This is a genomic window from Pseudomonas sp. D3-10 (assembly GCF_051132175.1).
Classification (GTDB): domain Bacteria; phylum Pseudomonadota; class Gammaproteobacteria; order Pseudomonadales; family Pseudomonadaceae; genus Aquipseudomonas.
Map to the genome: position 1 here is coordinate 5220330 of NZ_CP071668.1, position 19446 is coordinate 5239775.

Annotated in this window: 16 protein-coding genes; 5 read left to right on the forward strand and 11 right to left on the reverse strand. The window is 61.3% G+C overall.

All coding sequences use genetic code 11. The annotated features are described in order from the left end of the window. Window positions 1-252: 252 nt before the first annotated feature. The 10 genes from J3P90_RS23735 to bioB form a co-directional block, all read right to left on the reverse strand. Window positions 253-2031 carry an acyl-CoA dehydrogenase C-terminal domain-containing protein gene (locus J3P90_RS23735; protein ID WP_420764900.1) on the reverse strand — a complete coding sequence of 593 codons (1779 nt, stop codon included), beginning with the start codon at window positions 2029-2031 and terminating at the stop codon, window positions 253-255. Between the two features lie 251 nt (window positions 2032-2282). Continuing rightward, window positions 2283-4079, reverse strand: a complete 1797-nt coding sequence (locus J3P90_RS23740; protein WP_434675473.1) for an acyl-CoA dehydrogenase C-terminal domain-containing protein — start codon at window positions 4077-4079, stop codon at window positions 2283-2285. A 91-nt stretch (window positions 4080-4170) separates the two neighbouring features. Further along, window positions 4171-5460: a GGDEF domain-containing protein gene (locus J3P90_RS23745; RefSeq protein ID WP_420764902.1), complete on the reverse strand. Its 1290-nt coding sequence runs from the start codon at window positions 5458-5460 to the stop codon at window positions 4171-4173. A gap of 368 nt (window positions 5461-5828) precedes the next feature. After that, window positions 5829-7634 (reverse strand): phenylacyl-CoA dehydrogenase, encoded by a 1806-nt coding sequence (locus J3P90_RS23750; RefSeq protein WP_420764903.1) that lies wholly within the window; start codon window positions 7632-7634, stop codon window positions 5829-5831. 274 nt (window positions 7635-7908) lie between these two features. Beyond that, on the reverse strand, window positions 7909-8205 hold the full coding sequence (locus J3P90_RS23755) for a pyrroloquinoline quinone biosynthesis protein PqqE (RefSeq protein WP_420764904.1): 297 nt from the start codon (window positions 8203-8205) through the stop codon (window positions 7909-7911). A gap of 119 nt (window positions 8206-8324) precedes the next feature. Then, window positions 8325-9005 carry a dethiobiotin synthase gene (bioD, locus tag J3P90_RS23760; RefSeq protein ID WP_420764905.1) on the reverse strand — a complete coding sequence of 227 codons (681 nt, stop codon included), beginning with the start codon at window positions 9003-9005 and terminating at the stop codon, window positions 8325-8327. Further along, window positions 9002-9814, reverse strand: a complete 813-nt coding sequence (bioC, locus tag J3P90_RS23765; protein ID WP_434609174.1) for a malonyl-ACP O-methyltransferase BioC — start codon at window positions 9812-9814, stop codon at window positions 9002-9004. Before bioC ends, bioD begins: the two co-directional genes overlap by 4 nt. Then, a complete protein-coding gene (locus J3P90_RS23770; protein ID WP_434675474.1) occupies window positions 9807-10538 on the reverse strand; it encodes an alpha/beta fold hydrolase in 732 nt (243 codons plus the stop codon). The genes bioC and J3P90_RS23770 overlap by 8 nt, the downstream gene beginning before the upstream one ends. After that, complete coding sequence (bioF, locus tag J3P90_RS23775) at window positions 10531-11709, reverse strand: 8-amino-7-oxononanoate synthase (RefSeq protein WP_434675475.1); 1179 nt, start codon at window positions 11707-11709, stop codon at window positions 10531-10533. The genes J3P90_RS23770 and bioF overlap by 8 nt, the downstream gene beginning before the upstream one ends. Window positions 11710-11870: 161 nt before the next feature. Next, window positions 11871-12926, reverse strand: a complete 1056-nt coding sequence (gene bioB, locus J3P90_RS23780; protein ID WP_434609170.1) for a biotin synthase BioB — start codon at window positions 12924-12926, stop codon at window positions 11871-11873. Between the two features lie 92 nt (window positions 12927-13018). On the opposite strand from bioB, the gene J3P90_RS23785 reads away from it, so the two are divergent. The 5 genes from J3P90_RS23785 to rarD all read left to right on the forward strand — a co-directional run bounded on the left by J3P90_RS23785 (window position 13019) and on the right by rarD (window position 18661). Beyond that, window positions 13019-13759 carry a double zinc ribbon domain-containing protein gene (locus tag J3P90_RS23785; protein ID WP_434675476.1) on the forward strand — a complete coding sequence of 247 codons (741 nt, stop codon included), beginning with the start codon at window positions 13019-13021 and terminating at the stop codon, window positions 13757-13759. A gap of 55 nt (window positions 13760-13814) precedes the next feature. Continuing rightward, the gene (locus J3P90_RS23790) at window positions 13815-14579 is read left to right on the forward strand and encodes a TOBE domain-containing protein (RefSeq protein WP_434675477.1); all 765 of its coding nucleotides are present in this window, start codon (window positions 13815-13817) and stop codon (window positions 14577-14579) included. A 67-nt stretch (window positions 14580-14646) separates the two neighbouring features. Then, complete coding sequence (locus tag J3P90_RS23795; RefSeq protein ID WP_434675478.1) at window positions 14647-16548, forward strand: PhoX family protein; 1902 nt, start codon at window positions 14647-14649, stop codon at window positions 16546-16548. Window positions 16549-16677: 129 nt separating this feature from the next. Further along, window positions 16678-17652 (forward strand): serine/threonine protein kinase, encoded by a 975-nt coding sequence (locus tag J3P90_RS23800; RefSeq protein WP_434675479.1) that lies wholly within the window; start codon window positions 16678-16680, stop codon window positions 17650-17652. Window positions 17653-17773: 121 nt separating this feature from the next. Beyond that, window positions 17774-18661: an EamA family transporter RarD gene (rarD, locus tag J3P90_RS23805; protein WP_434609165.1), complete on the forward strand. Its 888-nt coding sequence runs from the start codon at window positions 17774-17776 to the stop codon at window positions 18659-18661. Between the two features lie 217 nt (window positions 18662-18878). Here rarD and J3P90_RS23810 read toward each other — a convergent pair whose 3' ends face one another. Next, window positions 18879-19397: a glycine cleavage system protein R gene (locus J3P90_RS23810; protein WP_420764915.1), complete on the reverse strand. Its 519-nt coding sequence runs from the start codon at window positions 19395-19397 to the stop codon at window positions 18879-18881. Between the last annotated feature and the right edge of the window lie 49 nt (window positions 19398-19446).

The window sequence follows — 19446 nt, forward strand, 5'->3', positions numbered from 1 at the left end:
GCCCAAAGGGAAGGTTATGCGCGGACAAAAAACGCAGGCAAAAGAAAACCCCGCCGAAGCGGGGCTTTGCAGACTGTTTCCCTGACATCCATTTCACTCCGCCTTCCTGGCAGAATCCTACGTGTCCGTGTTGTTACTTTTGCGCGTCCTGCGCTACGTCCATGGAAGCTAGATTATCCGTGGATCCAATCTGCCGATAGAGGGAAATCGCCAGCACGTGATGTAAGCATTTGCTTACATCACGACACATCTTCAGAACTGACCCGGCTCCAAGAGGAACAGCGACTCACTGCCGGCCTTCACCGAAGCGCTCAGCGAATGAATTCGCGGTAACAGGCGGGCGAAGTAGAATCGCGCCGTGCCCAGCTTGCCTGCGTAGAAATCATCCTGGCTTTCCTTGCCCAGGGCCGCCCTGGCCATCAACGCCCACATGTAGGCATAAGCGGTGTAGCCGAACGCTTGCAGGTATTCCACCGAAGCCGCGCCAATTTCGTTCGGGTTGTTTTTTGCCCGATCGAGCAGCCATTCGGTCAGCTCGTCCAGCGTGCCAACGGCATCGTTCAACGGTTGGGTGAACTCCGACAAATCGCTGCTTGCGGTGGCGGTGAAATGACGGATTTCATCGGCGAACAATTTATAGAACGCCCCACCACTTCCGACGATCTTGCGCCCTACCAGATCCAGCGCCTGGATACCGTTGGTGCCTTCATAGATCTGCGTGATGCGCACGTCACGCACCAGTTGCTCCTGGCCCCATTCGCGGATGTAACCGTGACCGCCGAAGATCTGCTGGCCATGGACCGTGGTTTCCAGGCCCAGATCGGTCAGGAAAGCCTTGGCCACCGGCGTCAGCAGCGCGACCAGGTCTTCCGCGCGCTTGCGCGTGGCTGGGTCTTCGCTGAATTTCGCGGTATCCAGTTGCATCGCCACGTAGGTGGAAAATGCGCGGCCACCTTCGTTCGAGGCTTTCATGGTCAGTAGCATGCGGCGCACGTCCGGGTGGACGATGATCGGGTCAGCGATCTTGTCTTTGTTTTGCGCGCCGGTTGGCGAACGGCTTTGCAGGCGATCGCGGGCGTATTCGATAGCGTTCTGATAGGAACGCTCGCCAGTGGCCAGGCCCTGGATACCGACGCCCAGGCGCTCGTAGTTCATCATGGTGAACATCGCCGCCAGGCCTTTGTTGGGCTCGCCGACCAGATAACCTACCGCTTCGTCGAAGTTCATCACGCAGGTGGCGGACGCCTGGATGCCCATCTTGTGCTCGATCGAACCGCAGTTGGCTGCGTTGCGTGCGCCCAGGCTGCCGTCGGCATTGACCATGAATTTCGGCACGAGGAACAGCGAGATGCCTTTCGGCCCGGCCGGTGCGTCCGGGAGCTTCGCCAACACCAGGTGAATGATGTTTTCGGTGAGGTCGTGTTCGCCGCCTGTGATGAAAATCTTGGTGCCGCTGACTTTGTAGGAACCGTCGGCCTGGGGTTCAGCCTTGGTCCGGATGATCCCCAGGTCGGTACCGGCGTGAGGCTCGGTCAGGCACATCGAGCCGGCCCAGATGCCCGCGTACATATTCGGCAAGTACGCGGCCTTCAACGCTTCGCTGGCGTGGGCATTGATCGACAGGCAAGCCCCGGCGGTCAGCATCGGGTACAGCCCAAATGAGAGGCTGGCGGAGTTGACCATTTCCTCGACCTGGGCCGAAACAGCCTTGGGCATGCCCATGCCACCATACGCCGGATCACCACCGACACCCACCCAGCCGCCTTCGGCATAAGTCTTATAAGCCTGTGGGAAACCTGCCGGGGTCGTGACGGCGCCGTCAGCCCAGTGGCAACCTTCCTCGTCAGCCGCGCGGCTGAGGGGCGCTACGCTTTTGCTGGTGACCTTGCCGGCCTCTTCAAGAATCGCCTCGACAGTTTCAGCGTCCACAGTGTCGGCCAGCGCCGGCAATTGAGCCCAAAGTTTCGCGACCTCGAATACTTCATTGAGGACGAAGCGCATATCGCGCAGGGGCGCTTTGTAGTCAGCCATGGCAAACCTCGCAGGATCTAAACAATTGGTTCGTGGGAAAGCGTTTCACAATGGGTCAGAGTGTACCCCAACAACTTTTGCGACACATAGGGTCAACCCGTGACCGTTTTGTAATTTTTAGTCACGGTCGAAATTTGATGTTTTATCGTGGCGAGGGAGCTTGCTCCCGCTGGGGTGCGCAGCAGCCCTTTTTTGAGAGCTACGCACTCAAGCCGGAGCAAGCTCCCTCGCCAAGGAGATATTTCAGCCCTTCAAAGCGCAAACAACTGCGCCGGCAACTTCATCAGGCATTCGCTTCCCGCCTCGACAGCTGAGCGATGAGCGGCCGTGCGCGGCAACAGGCGCTTGAAATAAAATTCACAAGTCGCCAGCTTGGCCTGGCAAAAATCCGCGTCGCCATCGCCACTGTCGAGTTGCGCCTGAGCCACCAACGCCATGCGCAACCACAGGTAAGCCAGGATGATGTAACCGCTGTACATCAGGTAATCCACGGAGGCGGCCCCCACCTCATCGGGATTTTTCATGGCAGCCATGCCGACCTGGGTCGTCAAATCACCCCATTGCCGATTAAGCCCGTCCAGTTGCGCAATGTATCCCTGGAGTTGCGCATGCCCGGTATTGGCGGCGCAGAACTGATGAACAATTTTGGTAAACCCGCGCAGCAGCTTGCCTTGGCTGCCCAGCACCTTGCGTCCCAGCAAGTCCAAGGCCTGGATGCCGTTGGTGCCTTCGTAGATCGGCGCGATCCGACAATCGCGTACCAATTGTTCCATGCCCCACTCGCGGATAAAGCCGTGGCCGCCGAAAACCTGCATGCCGTGGTTGGTTACCTCCAGCCCCGTGTCGGTCATGAACGCTTTGCAGATAGGCGTGAGGAAGGCCAACAGGTCTTCGGCCTCTTGGCGGGCGGTTTCGTCGCGGCTCAAGTGCGCGGTGTCGAGCAATTGCGCAGTGAAGTACGTCAGCGCCCGGTTGCCTTCGTTGAAGGCCTTCATCGTCAAGAGCATCCTGCGCACGTCAGGGTGGACGATGATTGGGTCGGCCGCTTTTTCCGGCGCCTTGGGGCCGGTCAGCGAGCGCATCTGCAGACGATCATTGGCGTATCTGACCGCGCCCTGGAAACTCGCCTCGCCCAGACAAAGACCCTGCATGCCGGTGCCGAGGCGGGCATGGTTCATCATGGTGAACATACAGTTGAGGCCCTTGTTCGCCTCGCCGATCAGGAACCCCTTGGCGCCGTCGAAGTTCAGCACACAGGTCGCCGAGGCCTTGATGCCCATCTTGTGTTCGATCGACCCGCAGGAAACGCCATTGCGCTCCCCGGCCTCGCCTGCGGCGTCGGGCAGGAACTTCGGCACGATAAACAACGAGATGCCCTTGGTTCCGGCCGGAGCATCCGGCAGCTTGGCGAGCACCAGATGGATGATGTTGTCGCTCATGTCGTGCTCGCCGGCGCTGATGAAGATCTTGCTGCCGGTCACCGCATAGCTGCCGTCAGCCTGGGGCACCGCGCGGGTCTTGATAATGCCCAGGTCGGTGCCGCAGTGGGCTTCGGTCAGGCACATGGTACCGGTCCACTGGCCGGCGGTGAGTTTGCTGAGATAGGTCTGCTTCTGTTCCTCGGTGCCATGGGCGTGGATCGCCGACATGGCGCCGTGGGTCAGGCCAGGGTACATGCCCCAGGAAGTGTTGCTCGACCCGATCATTTCGCTGATGACCAGGCCCAGGGAACTGGGCAGGCCTTGGCCGCCATACGCTGGGTCCGCCGCCAGGCCGTGCCAGCCGCCTTCCACATACTGTGCGAACGCCTGCCGGAAACCTGTAGGCGTAGTCACCACGCCATTGTCGAAATGGCAGCCCTCCTCGTCACCTGGACGATTGAGCGGCGCCAGCACATTCTCACAGAACCGAGCACCTTCCTCGAGGATGGCGCTGACCATGTCCGGGCTGGCATCGCTGGCACCCAGTTCGGCATAGCGGCCATGGAAATCGAAGACGTGGTCGATCAGAAAGCGCATGTCGCGCAGGGGAGCTTTGTACTCGGGCATGGTGGTTTTCTCCGGTAGCAGATCGTTTAAACCTACTGCCGGCCACCGGGGCCCACAATCACAGTCCAGACGCTGAATGCGCCATCATCACTCAACCCGCGGCGGCCTCCATGCGCACCGCACCACGACGACTCTGCCCGAAGGCGACCACACAGTTTCGCCCCGCGCCCTTGGCGTTATACAGCGCCTGGTCCGCCGATTTGAGCACCTCTTCGGGCGTACGCTGCTCGATGCGCTCGGCCACGCCGATGCTGACGGTTACCGATACGCTGGAGGCGCCAGCGCCCGAGCGACGCTGGCGCCCTTGTTGATCGTCCTGGGGGCGACTGTCGGAATTACGCAATTGAATAGCGTAGGTCTCGATGGACTGACGGATGACTTCCAGATGGGGCATGCACTCATCAATGGTTTTACCGGCGAACACCAGCGCAAATTCCTCACCACCATAGCGATAAGCCCTACCGCCCCCGCCGATTTTCGACAGCTTGCTGGCCACCAGGCGCAGCACTTGATCGCCGACGTCGTGGCCGTGGGTGTCGTTGAACTTCTTGAAATGGTCCACGTCGCTCATCGCCAATACGTAATTGCGCCCCAGGCGCTGCATGCGCTCATTCAAGGCACGACGTCCCGGCAGGCCGGTGAGCTCGTCGCGGAACGCCATTTGATACGCCTCGTGGGCGACCGCGGCGGCAATCATCAGCATCACCTGGCTGCACATGATGTTCAGGGTGAACGGCAAGATGAAGGTTTTCGGCAGCATCCAGAACAATCCCAGCAGCCCCACCAGTTGCGCCGCGTGCAGAGGCCGGGGGTTACGCCAGTATTGCCAGGCCAGCAGCAGGAACGCGGCGGCGAACATAGGGTAGGACAATTGGATCAGGCTCATCCAGGCGCCGTGCAACGCGGGCCAGCGGATCTCCGAAAGCCACAACAACAAGGCCTGGGGGAAACTTTGCTCCAGGGCCAGCGCCACGCTGCCGAAAACCAGCAACACCGCGAACCGCGCCACCATGTCCTGGAACAGATGGGTGCGCTCCTGCCACGCCGCGAACAGCCCGAACAACAGCGGCAGCAACAAGCAGACGAGATGGAACACCACCGCCGCGTCTTCACGCACCTTACCGTTATCGCGGTAGAAATCGGTTTGGGTGTCCAGCAGGAAGTAGGCGATGTACACCGTGACCATCAGAAACAGCTCACGCTGGCGCCGGTAAACGGAGCAATACGCGCCCCCCAGTAGCAATACCAATGTAGGAAGCACATTGAACAGGGAGGTAAAGAATACGTTGAGATCCTTGACGTAGGCAGCCGCGAGCCCTGCCAACAACAGCAACAGTGACGGTAGGAAATGGCTGAGACGTACAGCGGAAGAACGCGGCAAGGGTAAGCTCCGACCCGGCTGATCAAGGATGGCATTGTGCCTGCGCTGTGTGACCGATGTCACACTGCCATCGCTGTAACGGCAGAGGCCGGAGTTTTCTTAAGGCTTTGTTGGATGAATATTGTTTCAGGATCGCTATAAATCCCCGTGGCGAGAGAGCTTGCTCCCGCTCGGCTGCGAAGCAGTCGTAAACCGGCGGGTGCGGTGTGTCTGATGCTCGCATTCGGCAGGTTTGGGGCCGCTTCGCAGCCCAGCGGGAGCAAGCTCCCTCGCCACGGGTTCGTCGAAGGCCTTGATTGGGGTTATGGCAGGCATGAAAAAGCCGCTACTCCCGAAGAAGCAGCGGCTTGTGGAGAATCGCCTAAGGCTTAGTAGCCCAGCGCGAAATCTTCTTCTTTCATGTCCATCAGGTTGTTGGCGCCCGACAACATGGCCGCAACATGGGTGCGGGTACGCGGCAGGATGCGCTGGAAGTAGAAGCGCGCGGTCTGCAGCTTGGCGGTGTAGAACGCTTCTTCGGTGGTGCCGGCTGCGAGTTTTTCCGCTGCCAGACGCGCCATGTCGGCCCAGAAATAGGCCAGGCAGGCGTAACCGGAGTACATCAGGTAATCCACCGAGGCCGCGCCGACTTCTTCGCGATCCTTCATGGCCGCCATGCCAACCTTCATGGTCAGCTCGCCCCATTCTTTGTTCAGCGCAGCCAGGGGTTCGACGAACTCCTTGACCGCTTCGTTGCCTTCGTTGCCCTGGCAGAACTTGTGGACGATCTTGGTGAAGCCCTTGAGCGCTTCGCCCTGGGTCATCAGGACTTTACGGCCCAGCAGGTCGAGCGCCTGAATGCCGGTGGTGCCTTCGTACAGCATCGAGATGCGGCTGTCGCGAACGTTCTGCTCCATGCCCCACTCGGCGATGAAGCCGTGGCCGCCGTAGATCTGCACGCCATGGTTGGCCGATTCGAAGCCGACTTCGGTCATGAAGGCCTTGGCGATCGGCGTCATGAACGCCAGCAGCGCATCGGCTTTCTTCTTCTCTTCTTCATCCACGCCGTACTTGACGATATCCACCTGCTTGGCGGTGAAGTACACCATCGCCCGGTTGCCCTCGGCGAAGGCCTTCATGGTCAACAGCATGCGGCGCACGTCAGGGTGCACGATGATCGGGTCGGCGGCCTTGTCTGGCGCTTTCGGGCCGGTCAAAGAACGCATTTGCAGGCGATCACGGGCATATTTCAGGCCGCCCTGGAAGCCGATCTCGGCGTGGGCCAGGCCTTGCAGCGCAGTGCCCAGGCGTGCGGTGTTCATGAAGGTGAACATGCAGTTCAGGCCCTTGTTCGCCGGGCCGATCAGGAAACCGGTGGCCGCGTCGAAGTTCATCACGCAGGTGGCGTTGCCGTGGATGCCCATCTTGTGTTCCAGGGAACCACAGCTCACGGCGTTGCGCTGGCCGACGGTGCCGTCGGCGTTCGGCAGGAATTTTGGAACGATGAACAGCGAGATGCCCTTGGTGCCGGCGGGTGCATCCGGCAGGCGTGCCAGCACGATGTGGACAATGTTGTCGGCCATGTCGTGTTCGCCAGCCGAGATGAAAATCTTGGTGCCGGTCACTTTGTAGGAACCGTCGGCCTGAGGTTCGGCCTTGGTGCGCAGCATACCCAGGTCGGTGCCGCAGTGAGGTTCGGTCAGGCACATGGTGCCGGTCCATTCGCCGGACACCAGCTTGGTCAGGTACGCCTCTTGCTGCTCGGGCGTGCCGTGTTCGGAAATGGTGTTCATCGCGCCATGGGACAAGCCTGGGTACATGCCCCACGACCAGTTGGCTTCACCGACCATCTCGCTGACCGCCAGGCCCAGGGACTCCGGCAGGCCTTGGCCGCCGTGCTCGACGTCATGGGCCAGGCTTGGCCAGCCGCCTTCGACGAACTGCTTGTAGGCTTCCTTGAAGCCGGTCGGAGTTTTCACGCCGGACTCGCTCCAGGTGCAACCCTCAAGGTCACCCACGCGGTTCAGCGGTGCCAGCACCTGCTCACAAAACTTGGCGCCTTCTTCGAGAATGGCGTCAACCATGTCTGGAGTTGCGTCCTGGCAAGCCGGAAGGCTCTGATAATGCGCTTCGTAGCCGAGCAGTTCGTCACGAACGAAGCGAATATCACGCAAGGGGGCCTTGTAGTCAGGCATAGCGATAAACCTCTGCTGATGTAACCGGGAATGAACGACCGCGCAGATTTGTTGTAGCGGTCAAACAGTTGTTTGAAACATACGTTTACGCCCAAAACTTGTCAAGCATCGATCTTTTGCCATTCGTCATCGATTAGCAGACGTTCGGGACGCGAGAAATCCATCGCTATGATTGTGCGCAGGACGCGCAGGGAAAGATTAGTTGAGGGAGAAGGAGTTAGAGACAAAAACGCCGCGATTATCGCGGCGTTTTCAAAGTCCGTGTCGGGTCGGATCAGGCAAATGTGTCGATCAAAGTGCCGAGCATTTCGTCGGAAGCCTTGGCGACGTTCACGCCCAACTGCACCTGGAACTTGCCTTGGGCCATGTCCACCATGTTGCTGGCCAGGTCCGATTGCTGGCTGCGATCCACCGAGCGCAGGCGATCGACCTGGACTTCGGAGGATTGGCTGGTGACCGAACGCTCGATCGTATTGTTGGCGATCTGGCTGGAAGCCTGGTCGACACGGTTCTGCCCCGTCTGAATCGTGCTCAGACCAGCGTAGAACGCGGTATTTCCTGAGATCTCCATGGCGGGGCTCGTTTTCTTGAAAGGGTCGGCACTGGCATTGAACCAGAAGGCTTGGCAAAAGGCCCGACAAAAACACTAATGGCACAGTGCCTTGTCATAGGCAAAACCTTGGCAAGTCGTCAGTCCAACAGGTCCATCTGCAGGTGCCCGGCCACAGCCTCGGCGGTTACGCTCTGAATCCGCGCCACCCTGCCCAGGCAAGGCGCCGGGAGGCGCTCGGCCAGGGTTGCCAGGTTTTCTTCCAGGCGTGAGGTGGCCGGATCGATGATGTTCGCCACCCAACCGGCCAGTTGCAAGCCGTCGCGGGCGATTGCTTCGGCGGTCAACAAGGCGTGGCTGATGCAGCCCAGGCGCACGCCCACCACCAGGATGACGGGCAAGCCCAGCGCAATCGCCAGGTCGGACAGATTGTCCTGGCCGGCCAGCGGCACGCGCCAACCGCCCGCGCCCTCGATCAGGGTGAAATCGGCGCCCAGCGCCAGCACTTCACGCATCGGCCCCAGCAGCGACTGCACCGTTAGCGCGACGCCCGCCTCCCGGGCGGCGAGGTGCGGCGCAATGGCCGGTTCGAACGCCACCGGATTGACCTGTGCATAACTCAACGGCACCGAGCATTCGGCCAACAAGGCCAAGGCATCGGCGTTGCGCAGCCCTTTGGGCGTCACGTCGCAACCGGAAGCCACCGGTTTTCCGGCGGCCGTGCTCATACCGGCCTGGCGCGCCGCGTGCAGCAGGCCCGCCGCCACGGTGGTCTTGCCCACGTCGGTATCGGTGCCGGTGATGAAATAAGCCTGGCTCATAGCGGTTTCTCCAACACGGCGTAGACCGCCTGGTAAGTCGCGGGCAGGCCCTGGACCTGGCGAAACTGTTCATAGGCTTCAACCAGCGCCAGGATCCGTGCCCTGCCCGTCAACCCACCGGGACGGCCGGGATTCAGATTATGGGCGCCCAATGCTTTCAATTCGTGGGTCAGGCTACGTACATCCGGGTAATGCAAGACGTGGGGCTGATTTTCCAGACTGAGGACGTTCAAACCACTGCTTGCGCATAACTGTCGATAAGTCTCGAAATCACGGAAACGGTTGACGTGTACCAAGCCATCCACCTGACGCCAACTGTCGCGCAGTTCGTACAACGTGCCGACACACAGACTAGTAAAGGCAAACAGTCCACCCGGCCTCAAAACACGATGGGCCTCGCGCAACACCGAGGCGAAATCATCGCACCACTGCACCGCGAGGCTGGAAAAAACCAAGTCGCAGCTCGCCGAGTGCAAAGGCAAACGCTCCGCATCCCCAGCGATAAAATGCGCAGCACCGCCCTGCGGGCGGGCATGGATGAGCATGCCCTCGGCGATATCCAGCGCCAGACCCGCGTCCTCGCCGAACCGCGCGCCCAGCGCTCGGGTGAAATAGCCCGTGCCGCAGCCCAGGTCCAACCAGCGCTGTGGATCGAGCGACGAAGGCAAGCGCCCGAGCAATTGCCCGCCTACATCGCGCTGTAGCTCGGCAACACTGTCATAACTGGCCGCCGCCCGGGAAAACGAGGCCGCTACCTGACGTTTATCAGGCAAAGCACCCGGTAGCTTCACAACGGATAAGTCAGTCATCACCGGACTCATGCAAGAAAGCCTGGATCGCCCCCGCCACGCCGCGGGGATCCTCCAGCAGAAATCCGTGGCCGGCCTGTTCAATCAGGCCGATTTCGACATCCGGCAGCAACGCCAGCAACTCGCCCGCCGCTTCGGCCGGCACCAAGGCATCGAGCCCGGCAAACAAATGCAGCTGAGGACCGCGAAAGCCCTGCAACGCAGCCCGGGTATCGAGTTGCGCCAATAATTCGAGCCCGGCCATCAACACGTCAGGCGCGGTGTTCGGTGCACCGCCGAGCAGCAATCGCGACAACCCGCGTGGGTCGTCGCACCCTTGGGCGCACAGCAAACTGAAGCGCTTGAGCGTCTGGCGCGGATCGGCAACACACCCGGCAAGAAACCCATCGAATATTTCTGGGGCCATCGCCCCAGGCCATTGTTCATGGGCCACGAAAGACACATTACTGGCCAAGGTCAGCAAGCCGCAGCAGCGCTCGCCCCGGCGCGCGGCCAGTTCCGCGGCCAACATGCCGCCCAGGGACCAGCCTCCCAGCCAGGCATCCTGGGGCAACGTAGCATCCAACTCATCGAGCCAATCATCGAGCGCACTCGACGCCAAAGCGGGCAAGGGTTCGATTTCCACCTGCAAGTGCTCATCGAGCCCTCGCAGCGCAGCGGCCAACGGTTCGAGGGGCGAAGTACCCAGGCCCCACCCTGGCAACAAGATCAATCGATCACGCATGGTTTGGCTCCGGTCCCAGCCTTGCATAACAATCGGCCAATGCATCCAACAATAGCTGGACCTGGGCCTCGCTGTGGGCGGCGGTCAAAGTGACCCGCAGGCGGGCGCTACCGGCCGGCACGGTGGGCGGCCGGATCGCCGTGACCATCAGCCCGCGCTCGCGCAGCATCCGGGACAGCTCTATCGCCCGCCCCGCATCACCGATCAGGATGGGTTGGATCGGGGTGAAACTGTCCATCAAGCGCAAGCCGATCTGCTCGGCGCCCTGGCGGAACTGGCTGATCAACTGCCTCAGATGTTCTCGCCGCCAACGCTCACTGCGCAGCAGTTCAAGGCTCCGGAGCGTGGCGCAGGCCAAAGCGGGTGGCTGGCTGGTGGTGTAGATGTAGGGCCGGGCGAACTGGACCAGGCTTTCGATCAGTTCCTCACTGCCCGCCACAAAGGCGCCGGCGGTGCCAAACGCCTTGCCCAGTGTGCCGACCAGCACGGGCACGTCTTCCTGGCACATGCCGAAATGTTCGACGACACCGCCGCCGGTAACGCCCAGCGTGCCGAAGCCGTGGGCGTCATCGACCATCAGCCAGGCGCCCTTGGCCTTGGCTTCGCGGGCGAGCGCCGGCAAATCCGCGACATCCCCGTCCATGCTGAAAACACCATCGGTCACCACCAGCGTGTTGCCAATGGCTTTCTCCAAACGCTGGGCCAGGCTTCGGGCATCGTTGTGCAGATAACGATTGAAGCGCGCGCCGGATAACAGCCCGGCATCGAGCAACGAGGCGTGGTTGAGGCGATCCTCCAGCACGGTATCGCCCTGCCCCACCAAGGCAGTGACCGCGCCAAGGTTGGCCATGTAGCCGGTGGTGAACAGCAACGCCCGCGGCCGGCCGGTCAGCTCGGCCAGGGCTTCTTCCAAGGCGTGGTGAGGCGCGCTGTGGCCGACCACCAGGTGGGACGCTCCACCGCCGACGCCCCAGCGCGCTGCGCCGTCGCGCCAGGCCTCGATCACTTGCGGGTGATTGGCCAGGCCCAGGTAGTCGTTGTTGCAGAACGCCAACAACGGTTGGCCGTCCACTACGACTTCCGGGCCCTGGGGGCTCTCGAGCAGCGGTCGCTGGCGATATAGATTTTCGGCACGACGGGCAGCCAGGCGTGCGGCGAGATCGAAGGGCATGCAGGCCTCAACTGTCTAAGGATTGGCCCAGGACCTTTGTGGGAGCGAGCCTGCTCGCGATTGCGGTGTACCAGTCGACATGAATGTTGAATGTTGCATCGCTATCGCGAGCAGGCTCGTTCCCACAGTGTCCTGCTTCCAATCAGGGAATTGGCGAGCGATCAAACAGCAGCGTTATAAAACTGCTCGCTGCTCCTGTGCTCTACCAGCGCCTGCTCGATGGCCGCCTGGTGGACTTCATCGGCGTGTTCTTCGCGGGCTTCCGGCTGGATGCCCAGGCGCGCGAACAGTTGCATGTCCTTGTCGGCCTGCGGGTTGGCGGTGGTCAGCAGCTTGTCGCCGTAGAAAATCGAGTTCGCACCAGCAAAAAACGCCAGGGCTTGCATTTGCTCGTTCATCGCTTCGCGTCCGGCGGACAGGCGCACATGGGATTGAGGCATGAGGATCCGCGCCACGGCCAGCATGCGGATGAAATCGAACGGATCGACGTCCTCGGCATTTTCCAGCGGCGTGCCGGCGACCTTGACCAGCATGTTGATCGGCACCGATTCCGGGTGCTCCGGCAGGTTTGCCAGTTGGATCAGCAGGTTGGCACGGTCGTCCAGGGATTCGCCCATGCCCAGGATGCCGCCGGAGCAGATTTTCATACCCGAATCCCGTACATAGGCCAGGGTCTGCAGGCGCTCGCTGTAGGTGCGGGTGGTGATGATGCTGCCGTAGAACTCAGGCGAGGTGTCCAGGTTGTGGTTGTAGTAATCCAGGCCAGCCTGGGCCAGCGCTTCGGTCTGCTCCTGGTCGAGGCGTCCGAGGGTCATGCAGGTTTCCAGCCCCATTGCCTTCACGCCCTTGACCATCTCCAGCACGTAAGGCATGTCCTTGGCCGACGGATGCTTCCACGCCGCGCCCATGCAGAATCGGGTCGAACCGATGGCCTTGGCGCGCGCCGCCTCTTCGAGGACCTTCTGCACTTCGAGCAATTTCTCTTTTTCCAGCCCGGTGTTGTAGTGGCCGGACTGCGGACAATATTTGCAATCTTCCGGGCAAGCGCCGGTTTTGATCGACAGCAGCGTGGAAACCTGGACGCGGTTGGCGTCGAAGTGCGCGCGGTGCACGGTCTGCGCCTGGAACAACAGATCATTGAATGGCTGGACAAAGAGTGCTTTGACTTCGGCCAAAGACCAGTCATGACGCAGGTTGGCAGTGGTGCTGGCGCTCATGGGCATTTCCTTGATTATGCTTGGCTGGCGCCCGGGGGAAATCGAATACCCACAGGCGCGACACGGATGTTCGGCATATTTAAGGAAGAGTCATGCGCTGTCAACCACGACACACAACACCGGTTTACATCTGGTTAAAAAACAAACATGCCTGTCTGCTGTGCGGCGAATCCACCGACACACCGCAACCCATCTGCACGCCGTGCGAAAGCGAGTTGCCCTGGCTCGGCGATCAATGCAGCGTCTGTGCGCTTCCGCTGCCGATGGCCGGGCTCCGCTGTGGACAATGCGCCACGCGACCGCCGGCCTTCGAACGGGTCGTGGCGCCATGGGTCTATGACTTTCCCGTGGACACGCTGGTCACCCGCTTCAAGCATCAGGCCAAGTGGCCGCTTGGCCGTTTGCTGGGCGAACTGTTGGCGCAGTCGGTCCAACATCATTTCGATGAAGGGCTGGAGCGACCCGATGCGCTGGTGCCGGTACCGCTGGCGGCTCGTCGACTGCGCCAACGCGGGTTCAACCAGGCGACATTGCTGGCCCGCTGGCTCAGCGGGCCGCTGCACATCCCTTGCGAAGAAAACCTGTTGCAGCGCATCCAGGACACGCCTGCACAACAAGCCCTCGATGCCCCGGCAAGACGTCGAAACCTGCGCCATGCCTTCGCCCTGACGCCCGACGCCACTTTGGCAAACCGTCACCTGGCGCTGGTGGACGATGTGCTCACCACAGGCGCGACGGCCCAGACGCTTGCGCATCTGCTACTCGAAGCCGGCGCCGCCCGGGTCGATGTGTATTGCCTGGCTCGCACGCCGAAACCCGGCGACCCGGCTTGACGCGCGGGCGCCGAGGCGCCAACGTCCTTGCTTCGATTCCCGCGCAGTTTCCGTCATGTCATTGCCTACGCTCCTGACCCAACACATCGTCCGCCGACCACAACGCATCGCGCTGTTGCAGCACATCGCCGAGCAGGGCTCGATCACCCGGGCTGCCAAGAGCGCCGGGCTGAGCTACAAAGCGGCATGGGACGCGATCGATGAGTTGAATAACCTGGCCGACAGGCCACTGGTCGAGCGCAGCGTTGGTGGCAAGGGCGGAGGCGGTGCAAAGCTGTCGGAGGAAGGCCAGCGCGTGCTGCGTCTTTACCAGCGCCTGCAAACCTTGCAGGCCCAGCTTCTGGAAGCGAGCGAGGACGCAGGCGACCTGGGCTTGCTCGGTCGCCTGATGCTGCGCACCAGCGCCCGAAACCAATTACATGGCAAGGTCCTCGATATCACCGCCCAAGGCCACAACGATCGTGTTCGCCTTGTACTGGCCCGCGGGCTGGTCATTGAAGCGCAGATCACTCATGACAGTACGCAGCGGTTGGAGCTGGAGACCGGCACCGAAGTCGTCGCGCTGATCAAGGCCGGCTGGCTGGAACTGTACCCCTCCGATCAGCCGGAGGATCCGTCGACCAATACGCTCCACGGCATCATCGAACACATCGCCATCGCCGAAGACGGCCCCAGCGAAGTGCGTATCGGTCTGCCCAACGGCCAGACCCTTTGCGCCCTCGCCGCCCCGTCTCAATTGGGCGAACGCAACCTGACCTGCGATTCGCCGGTGCAGGTGCGGTTTTCTTCGACAAATGTACTGCTGGGCACGCCCCTATAAAGCGCTGCAACAAAATCGTCATCGACCCGCTTTAAGGTGGCTGCCAAAACCAGCAGGGAGCCCGATGATGAGCCTATTAGAAGAAAACCAATCCACCGATCTGGAAAAGATCGTCGGCCTGAGCCGTCGACGTTTCATCGGCGCGGGTGCCCTGTGCGGCGCGGCGATGTTCCTGGGCGGCAACCTGCTGAGCCGCAGCGTCATGGCCGCCGCCGTGAGCGAAGGCAACAAAAGCATGCTGGGCTTCGACAGCATTGCCGCCGCGACGACCGACACCATTACCCTCCCACCAGGCTACAAGGCCTCGGTGTTGATCAGTTGGGGCCAGCCGCTACAGAAAAACGCCCCGGCTTTCGACCCCAGCGGCAACGGCACCGCCCGCGCCCAGGAAGTGCAGTTTGGCGACAACAACGACGGCATGAGCCTGTTCCCGTTCCCTGGCGACGAAAACCGGACGCTGATGGCGATCAACAATGAGTACACCAACTACCGCTACCTCTTCCCCCACGGCGGCCAACCGCAGTCGGCCGAAGAAGTGCACAAGGCCCAGGCCAGCGAAGGCGTGTCGGTGATCGAGATCGAGCGTCGTCAAGGCCAATGGCAGTTCGTCCAGGACTCGCGCTACAACCGCAGGATTCATGGCAACACGCCGATTCGCCTGAGCGGCCCGGCTGCCGGTCACGACTGGGTGAAAACCCTCGCCGACAAGAGCGGCAAGAATGTGCTGGGGACCTTCCAGAACTGCGCCAACGGCATGACGCCATGGGGCACTTACCTGACCTGCGAAGAAAACTTCACCGACTGCTTCGGCAGCAGCCAGCCCGACCTGAAATTCGATGACGGTCAAAAGCGCTACGGCGCTACCGTCACCAGCCGCGAAATCAACTGGCACCTGCACGACCCTCGCTTCGATCTGGCGAAGAACCCCAACGAACTCAATCGCCACGGCTGGGTGGTGGAAATCGATCCGTTCGATCCAAAATCCACCCCGGTGAAACGCACCGCCCTGGGTCGCTTCAAACACGAAAACGCCGCCCTGGCGCAGACCGATGACGGTCGCGCGGTGGTGTACATGGGCGACGACGAGCGTGGCGAATTCATCTACAAATTCGTTAGCCGTGATCGTATAGATCACCGCAATGCCAAGGCCAACCGCGACCTGCTCGACCACGGCACCTTGTACGTGGCGCGCTTCGACGCAGGCGACGGCAATCCGGACCATCCCAAAGGCAAAGGCCAGTGGATCGAGCTGACCCATGGCAAAAATGGCCTCGACGCGGCAAAAGGCTTCAATGACCAGGCCGAAGTCCTGATCCATGCGCGACTGGCCGCCAGCGTCGTTGGCGCCACTCGCATGGACCGCCCAGAGTGGATCGTGGTAAGCCCCAAGGACGGCCAGGTCTATTGCACCTTGACCAACAACGCCAAGCGCGGCGAAGACGGCCAGCCGGTGGACGGGCCCAACCCGCGGGCGAAAAACGTCTACGGGCAGATCCTGCGCTGGCGCACCGACCGCGACGATCACGCCGCCAACACCTTCGACTGGGACCTGTTCGTGGTCGCCGGCAACCCGACGGTACACGCCGGCACGCCCAAGGCCGGCTCGTCCAACGTCAATGCGCAAAACATGTTCAACAGCCCTGACGGCCTGGGTTTCGACAAGAGCGGGCGGCTGTGGATCCAGACCGACGGCGACTCCAGCAACACGGGGGACTTTGCGGGAATGGGCAACAACCAGATGCTGTGCGCCGACCCCAACAGCGGTGAGATTCGCCGCTTCATGGTCGGACCGGTGGGCTGTGAAGTCACCGGGATCAGTTTCGCCCCGGACTACAAGGCCATATTCGTCGGCATCCAGCATCCAGGCGAAAACGGTGGCTCGACGTTCCCCGAGCATTTGCCCAACGGCAAGCCACGCTCTTCGGTGATGGTGATTACCCGCGAAGACGGCGGCGTCATCGGCGCCTGACACTTTCCTGGCGGGGGAGCTTGCTTCCTCGCCACGAAGAGCGACCCAATGCCTACCGACCCATCATGACCGCTTTGCGCTACCATGCTGGGCCGGACGCGGCAGCCCTGCCGCTGCGCAGGAGTCAGCATGTCCCATCCGTTTGAAACCCTCACGCCCGACCTGGTCCTGGATGCCGTCGAAAGCATCGGCTTTCTCAGTGATGCCCGGGTGCTGGCCCTCAACAGCTACGAAAACCGCGTTTATCAAGTGGGCATCGAAGATGCAGAACCGCTGATCGCCAAGTTTTATCGTCCGCAGCGCTGGACCAACGAAGCCATCCTGGAAGAGCACCGCTTCACCTTCGAACTGGCTGATCACGAAGTGCCGGTGGTGGCACCGCTGATTCACAACGGCGCCAGCCTGCATGAGCACGCAGGGTTTCGTTTCACCCTGTTTCCCCGTCGAGGTGGACGAGCGCCGGAGCCGGGCAATCTCGATCAGCTCTATCGCCTGGGCCAACTGCTCGGGCGCTTGCATGCGATCGGAGCCACCCGCCCGTTCGAGCACCGTGAAGCGCTGGGCGTGAAGAACTTCGGCCATGACTCGCTGGAGTCGGTACTGCAAAGTGGTTTCGTCCCCACGAGCCTGCTACCCGCCTACGAGTCGGTGGCCAGGGATCTGCTCAAGCGTGTCGAAGAGGTCTACGCCGCCACGCCCCATCAGAACATCCGCATGCATGGCGATTGCCATCCCGGCAACATGATGTGCCGCGACGAGGTGTTCCACATCGTCGACCTGGACGACTGTCGCATGGGCCCGGCCGTGCAGGATCTATGGATGATGCTCGCCGGGGATCGCCAGGAGTGCCTGGGCCAGCTATCGGAATTAATGGACGGCTATCAGGAATTCCATGACTTCGACCCGCGCGAACTGGCACTGATCGAACCCCTGCGTGCCCTGCGCCTGATGCACTACAGCGCCTGGCTGGCCCGCCGCTGGGATGATCCGGCGTTTCCGCGAAGCTTCCCGTGGTTTGGCAGTGAGCGTTATTGGGGCGACCAGGTGTTGGCATTGCGCGAGCAATTGGCGGCGCTCAATGAAGAGCCGCTGAAGTTGTTCTGATTGGGCTGGGTCCCAAAGCCACTGGAAATCCCTGTGGGATCGGCAATGAAAGGTTCGCTGCACAACCAGACAAATCTCCTTACAATCAATTTTTTGTTAGCTGCCTAAGCAAGGATTCTGCATGCAAGCCGCCAACCCGCGTCGCGGGTACATCCTGGGCCTGAGCGCCTACATCATCTGGGGTCTGTTCCCGATTTATTTCAAAGCCATCGCCAGCGTCCCATCGGTGGAAATCATCATCCACCGAGTACTCTGGTCGGCCTTGTTCGGCGGGGCGTTGCTGATGGTCTGGAAACACCCTGGCTGGTGGCGCGAGTTGCGGGACAATCCGCGTCGCCTGGCTATTCTGGCCCTGAGCGGCACGCTCATCGCGGCCAATTGGCTGACCTATGTCTGGGCTGTGAATAATGGTCGAATGCTCGAAGCCAGCCTGGGCTACTACATCAATCCGCTGGTCAATGTGTTGCTGGGCATGTTGATCCTGGGTGAGCGGCTGCGGCGCATGCAGTGGGTGGCCGTAGGGCTGGCGGCGGTTGGCGTGGCCCAGCAGGTTTGGCAGGTGGGCAGCCTGCCGTGGGTATCGCTGGTGCTGGCGCTGACTTTTGGCTTCTACGGCTTGATCCGTAAGCAAGCACCAGTGAAGGCTTTGCCCGGGCTGGTAGTGGAAACATGGATGCTGGTGCCGATCGCCATCGCGTGGCTGCTGTTCAACCCGACTGCCACCAGTGCCCAGGCCGCGTTCTGGACCACGTCCGAAGCGTGGTGGCTGGTGGCGGCCGGCCCCGTGACGCTCGTGCCATTGGTGTGCTTCAACGCGGCGGCGCGACACCTGCCCTATACCACGCTGGGTTTCCTGCAATACATCGCCCCAACCCTCGTGCTGCTGCTCGCAGTGCTGCTGTTCGACGAGCATCTTTCCTCCAGCACGCTGATGGCGTTCCTGTTCATCTGGGCCGGTTTGGCTGTGTACAGCATCGATGCCGTTATCGGCATGCGCCGTCGCAGCTGATCAAAAAACGCACACACTTCTACAGGCCACGTTTTGCGTGGCCTGCGCTTATCCTTCCAAAGGTTATCCACAACGTGATCCCCGCCGTTTGTGCACAACCCCTTGAAAACTGGTGATTTTTTGATCATCGCTGGCTGAGGCCCGACGGGCCTGGGCTGGCGCCAGGTCTCTACAGGTTATCCACAGGCAGGCGCAGTTTTTCCTTGGATAACACCTGTCAGGTTTCGTCGCTGAATTTCAACTCAACCATCAATTCATCGGCCAGGGTTTCCAGGCATGCCTGCAGCGTGTCCAGCGACAAGGTCAACGGCACCCCAAGGATCGCCTCGGCATGAAACAGCAACTCGCTGCTCATCGGTGCCGGTCGCACCTGGGTGATCAAGCGCTCGACGTTCACGCCCTGCTCGCTCAGCAGACGAGTGATGTCGCGCACGATACCCGGACGGTCATTGCCCACCAATTCCATCGCGATAGGTTTCCAGGTGCAGGATTCTTCGATCGCGTTCTCGGCGATCAGCACGCGAATGCCATGGGCCGACAGGCCTTGCAAGGCTTCGATCAATTCTTCATGGGACTCGGCCGGGGCACTGAGACGAAGGATTCCGGCAAACTGCCCGGCGAGGTGGGACATGCGGCTGTCCAGCCAGTTTCCGCCATGTTCGGCGATGCATTGGGCGATTCGCTCGACCTGCCCTGGTTTGTCCGGGGCGAAAACAGTAATGACGAGATGGTCCATGGCGCAGCCCTGTTATGGATGGAGAAGACAGTATAGGCAAGGCCTGCCC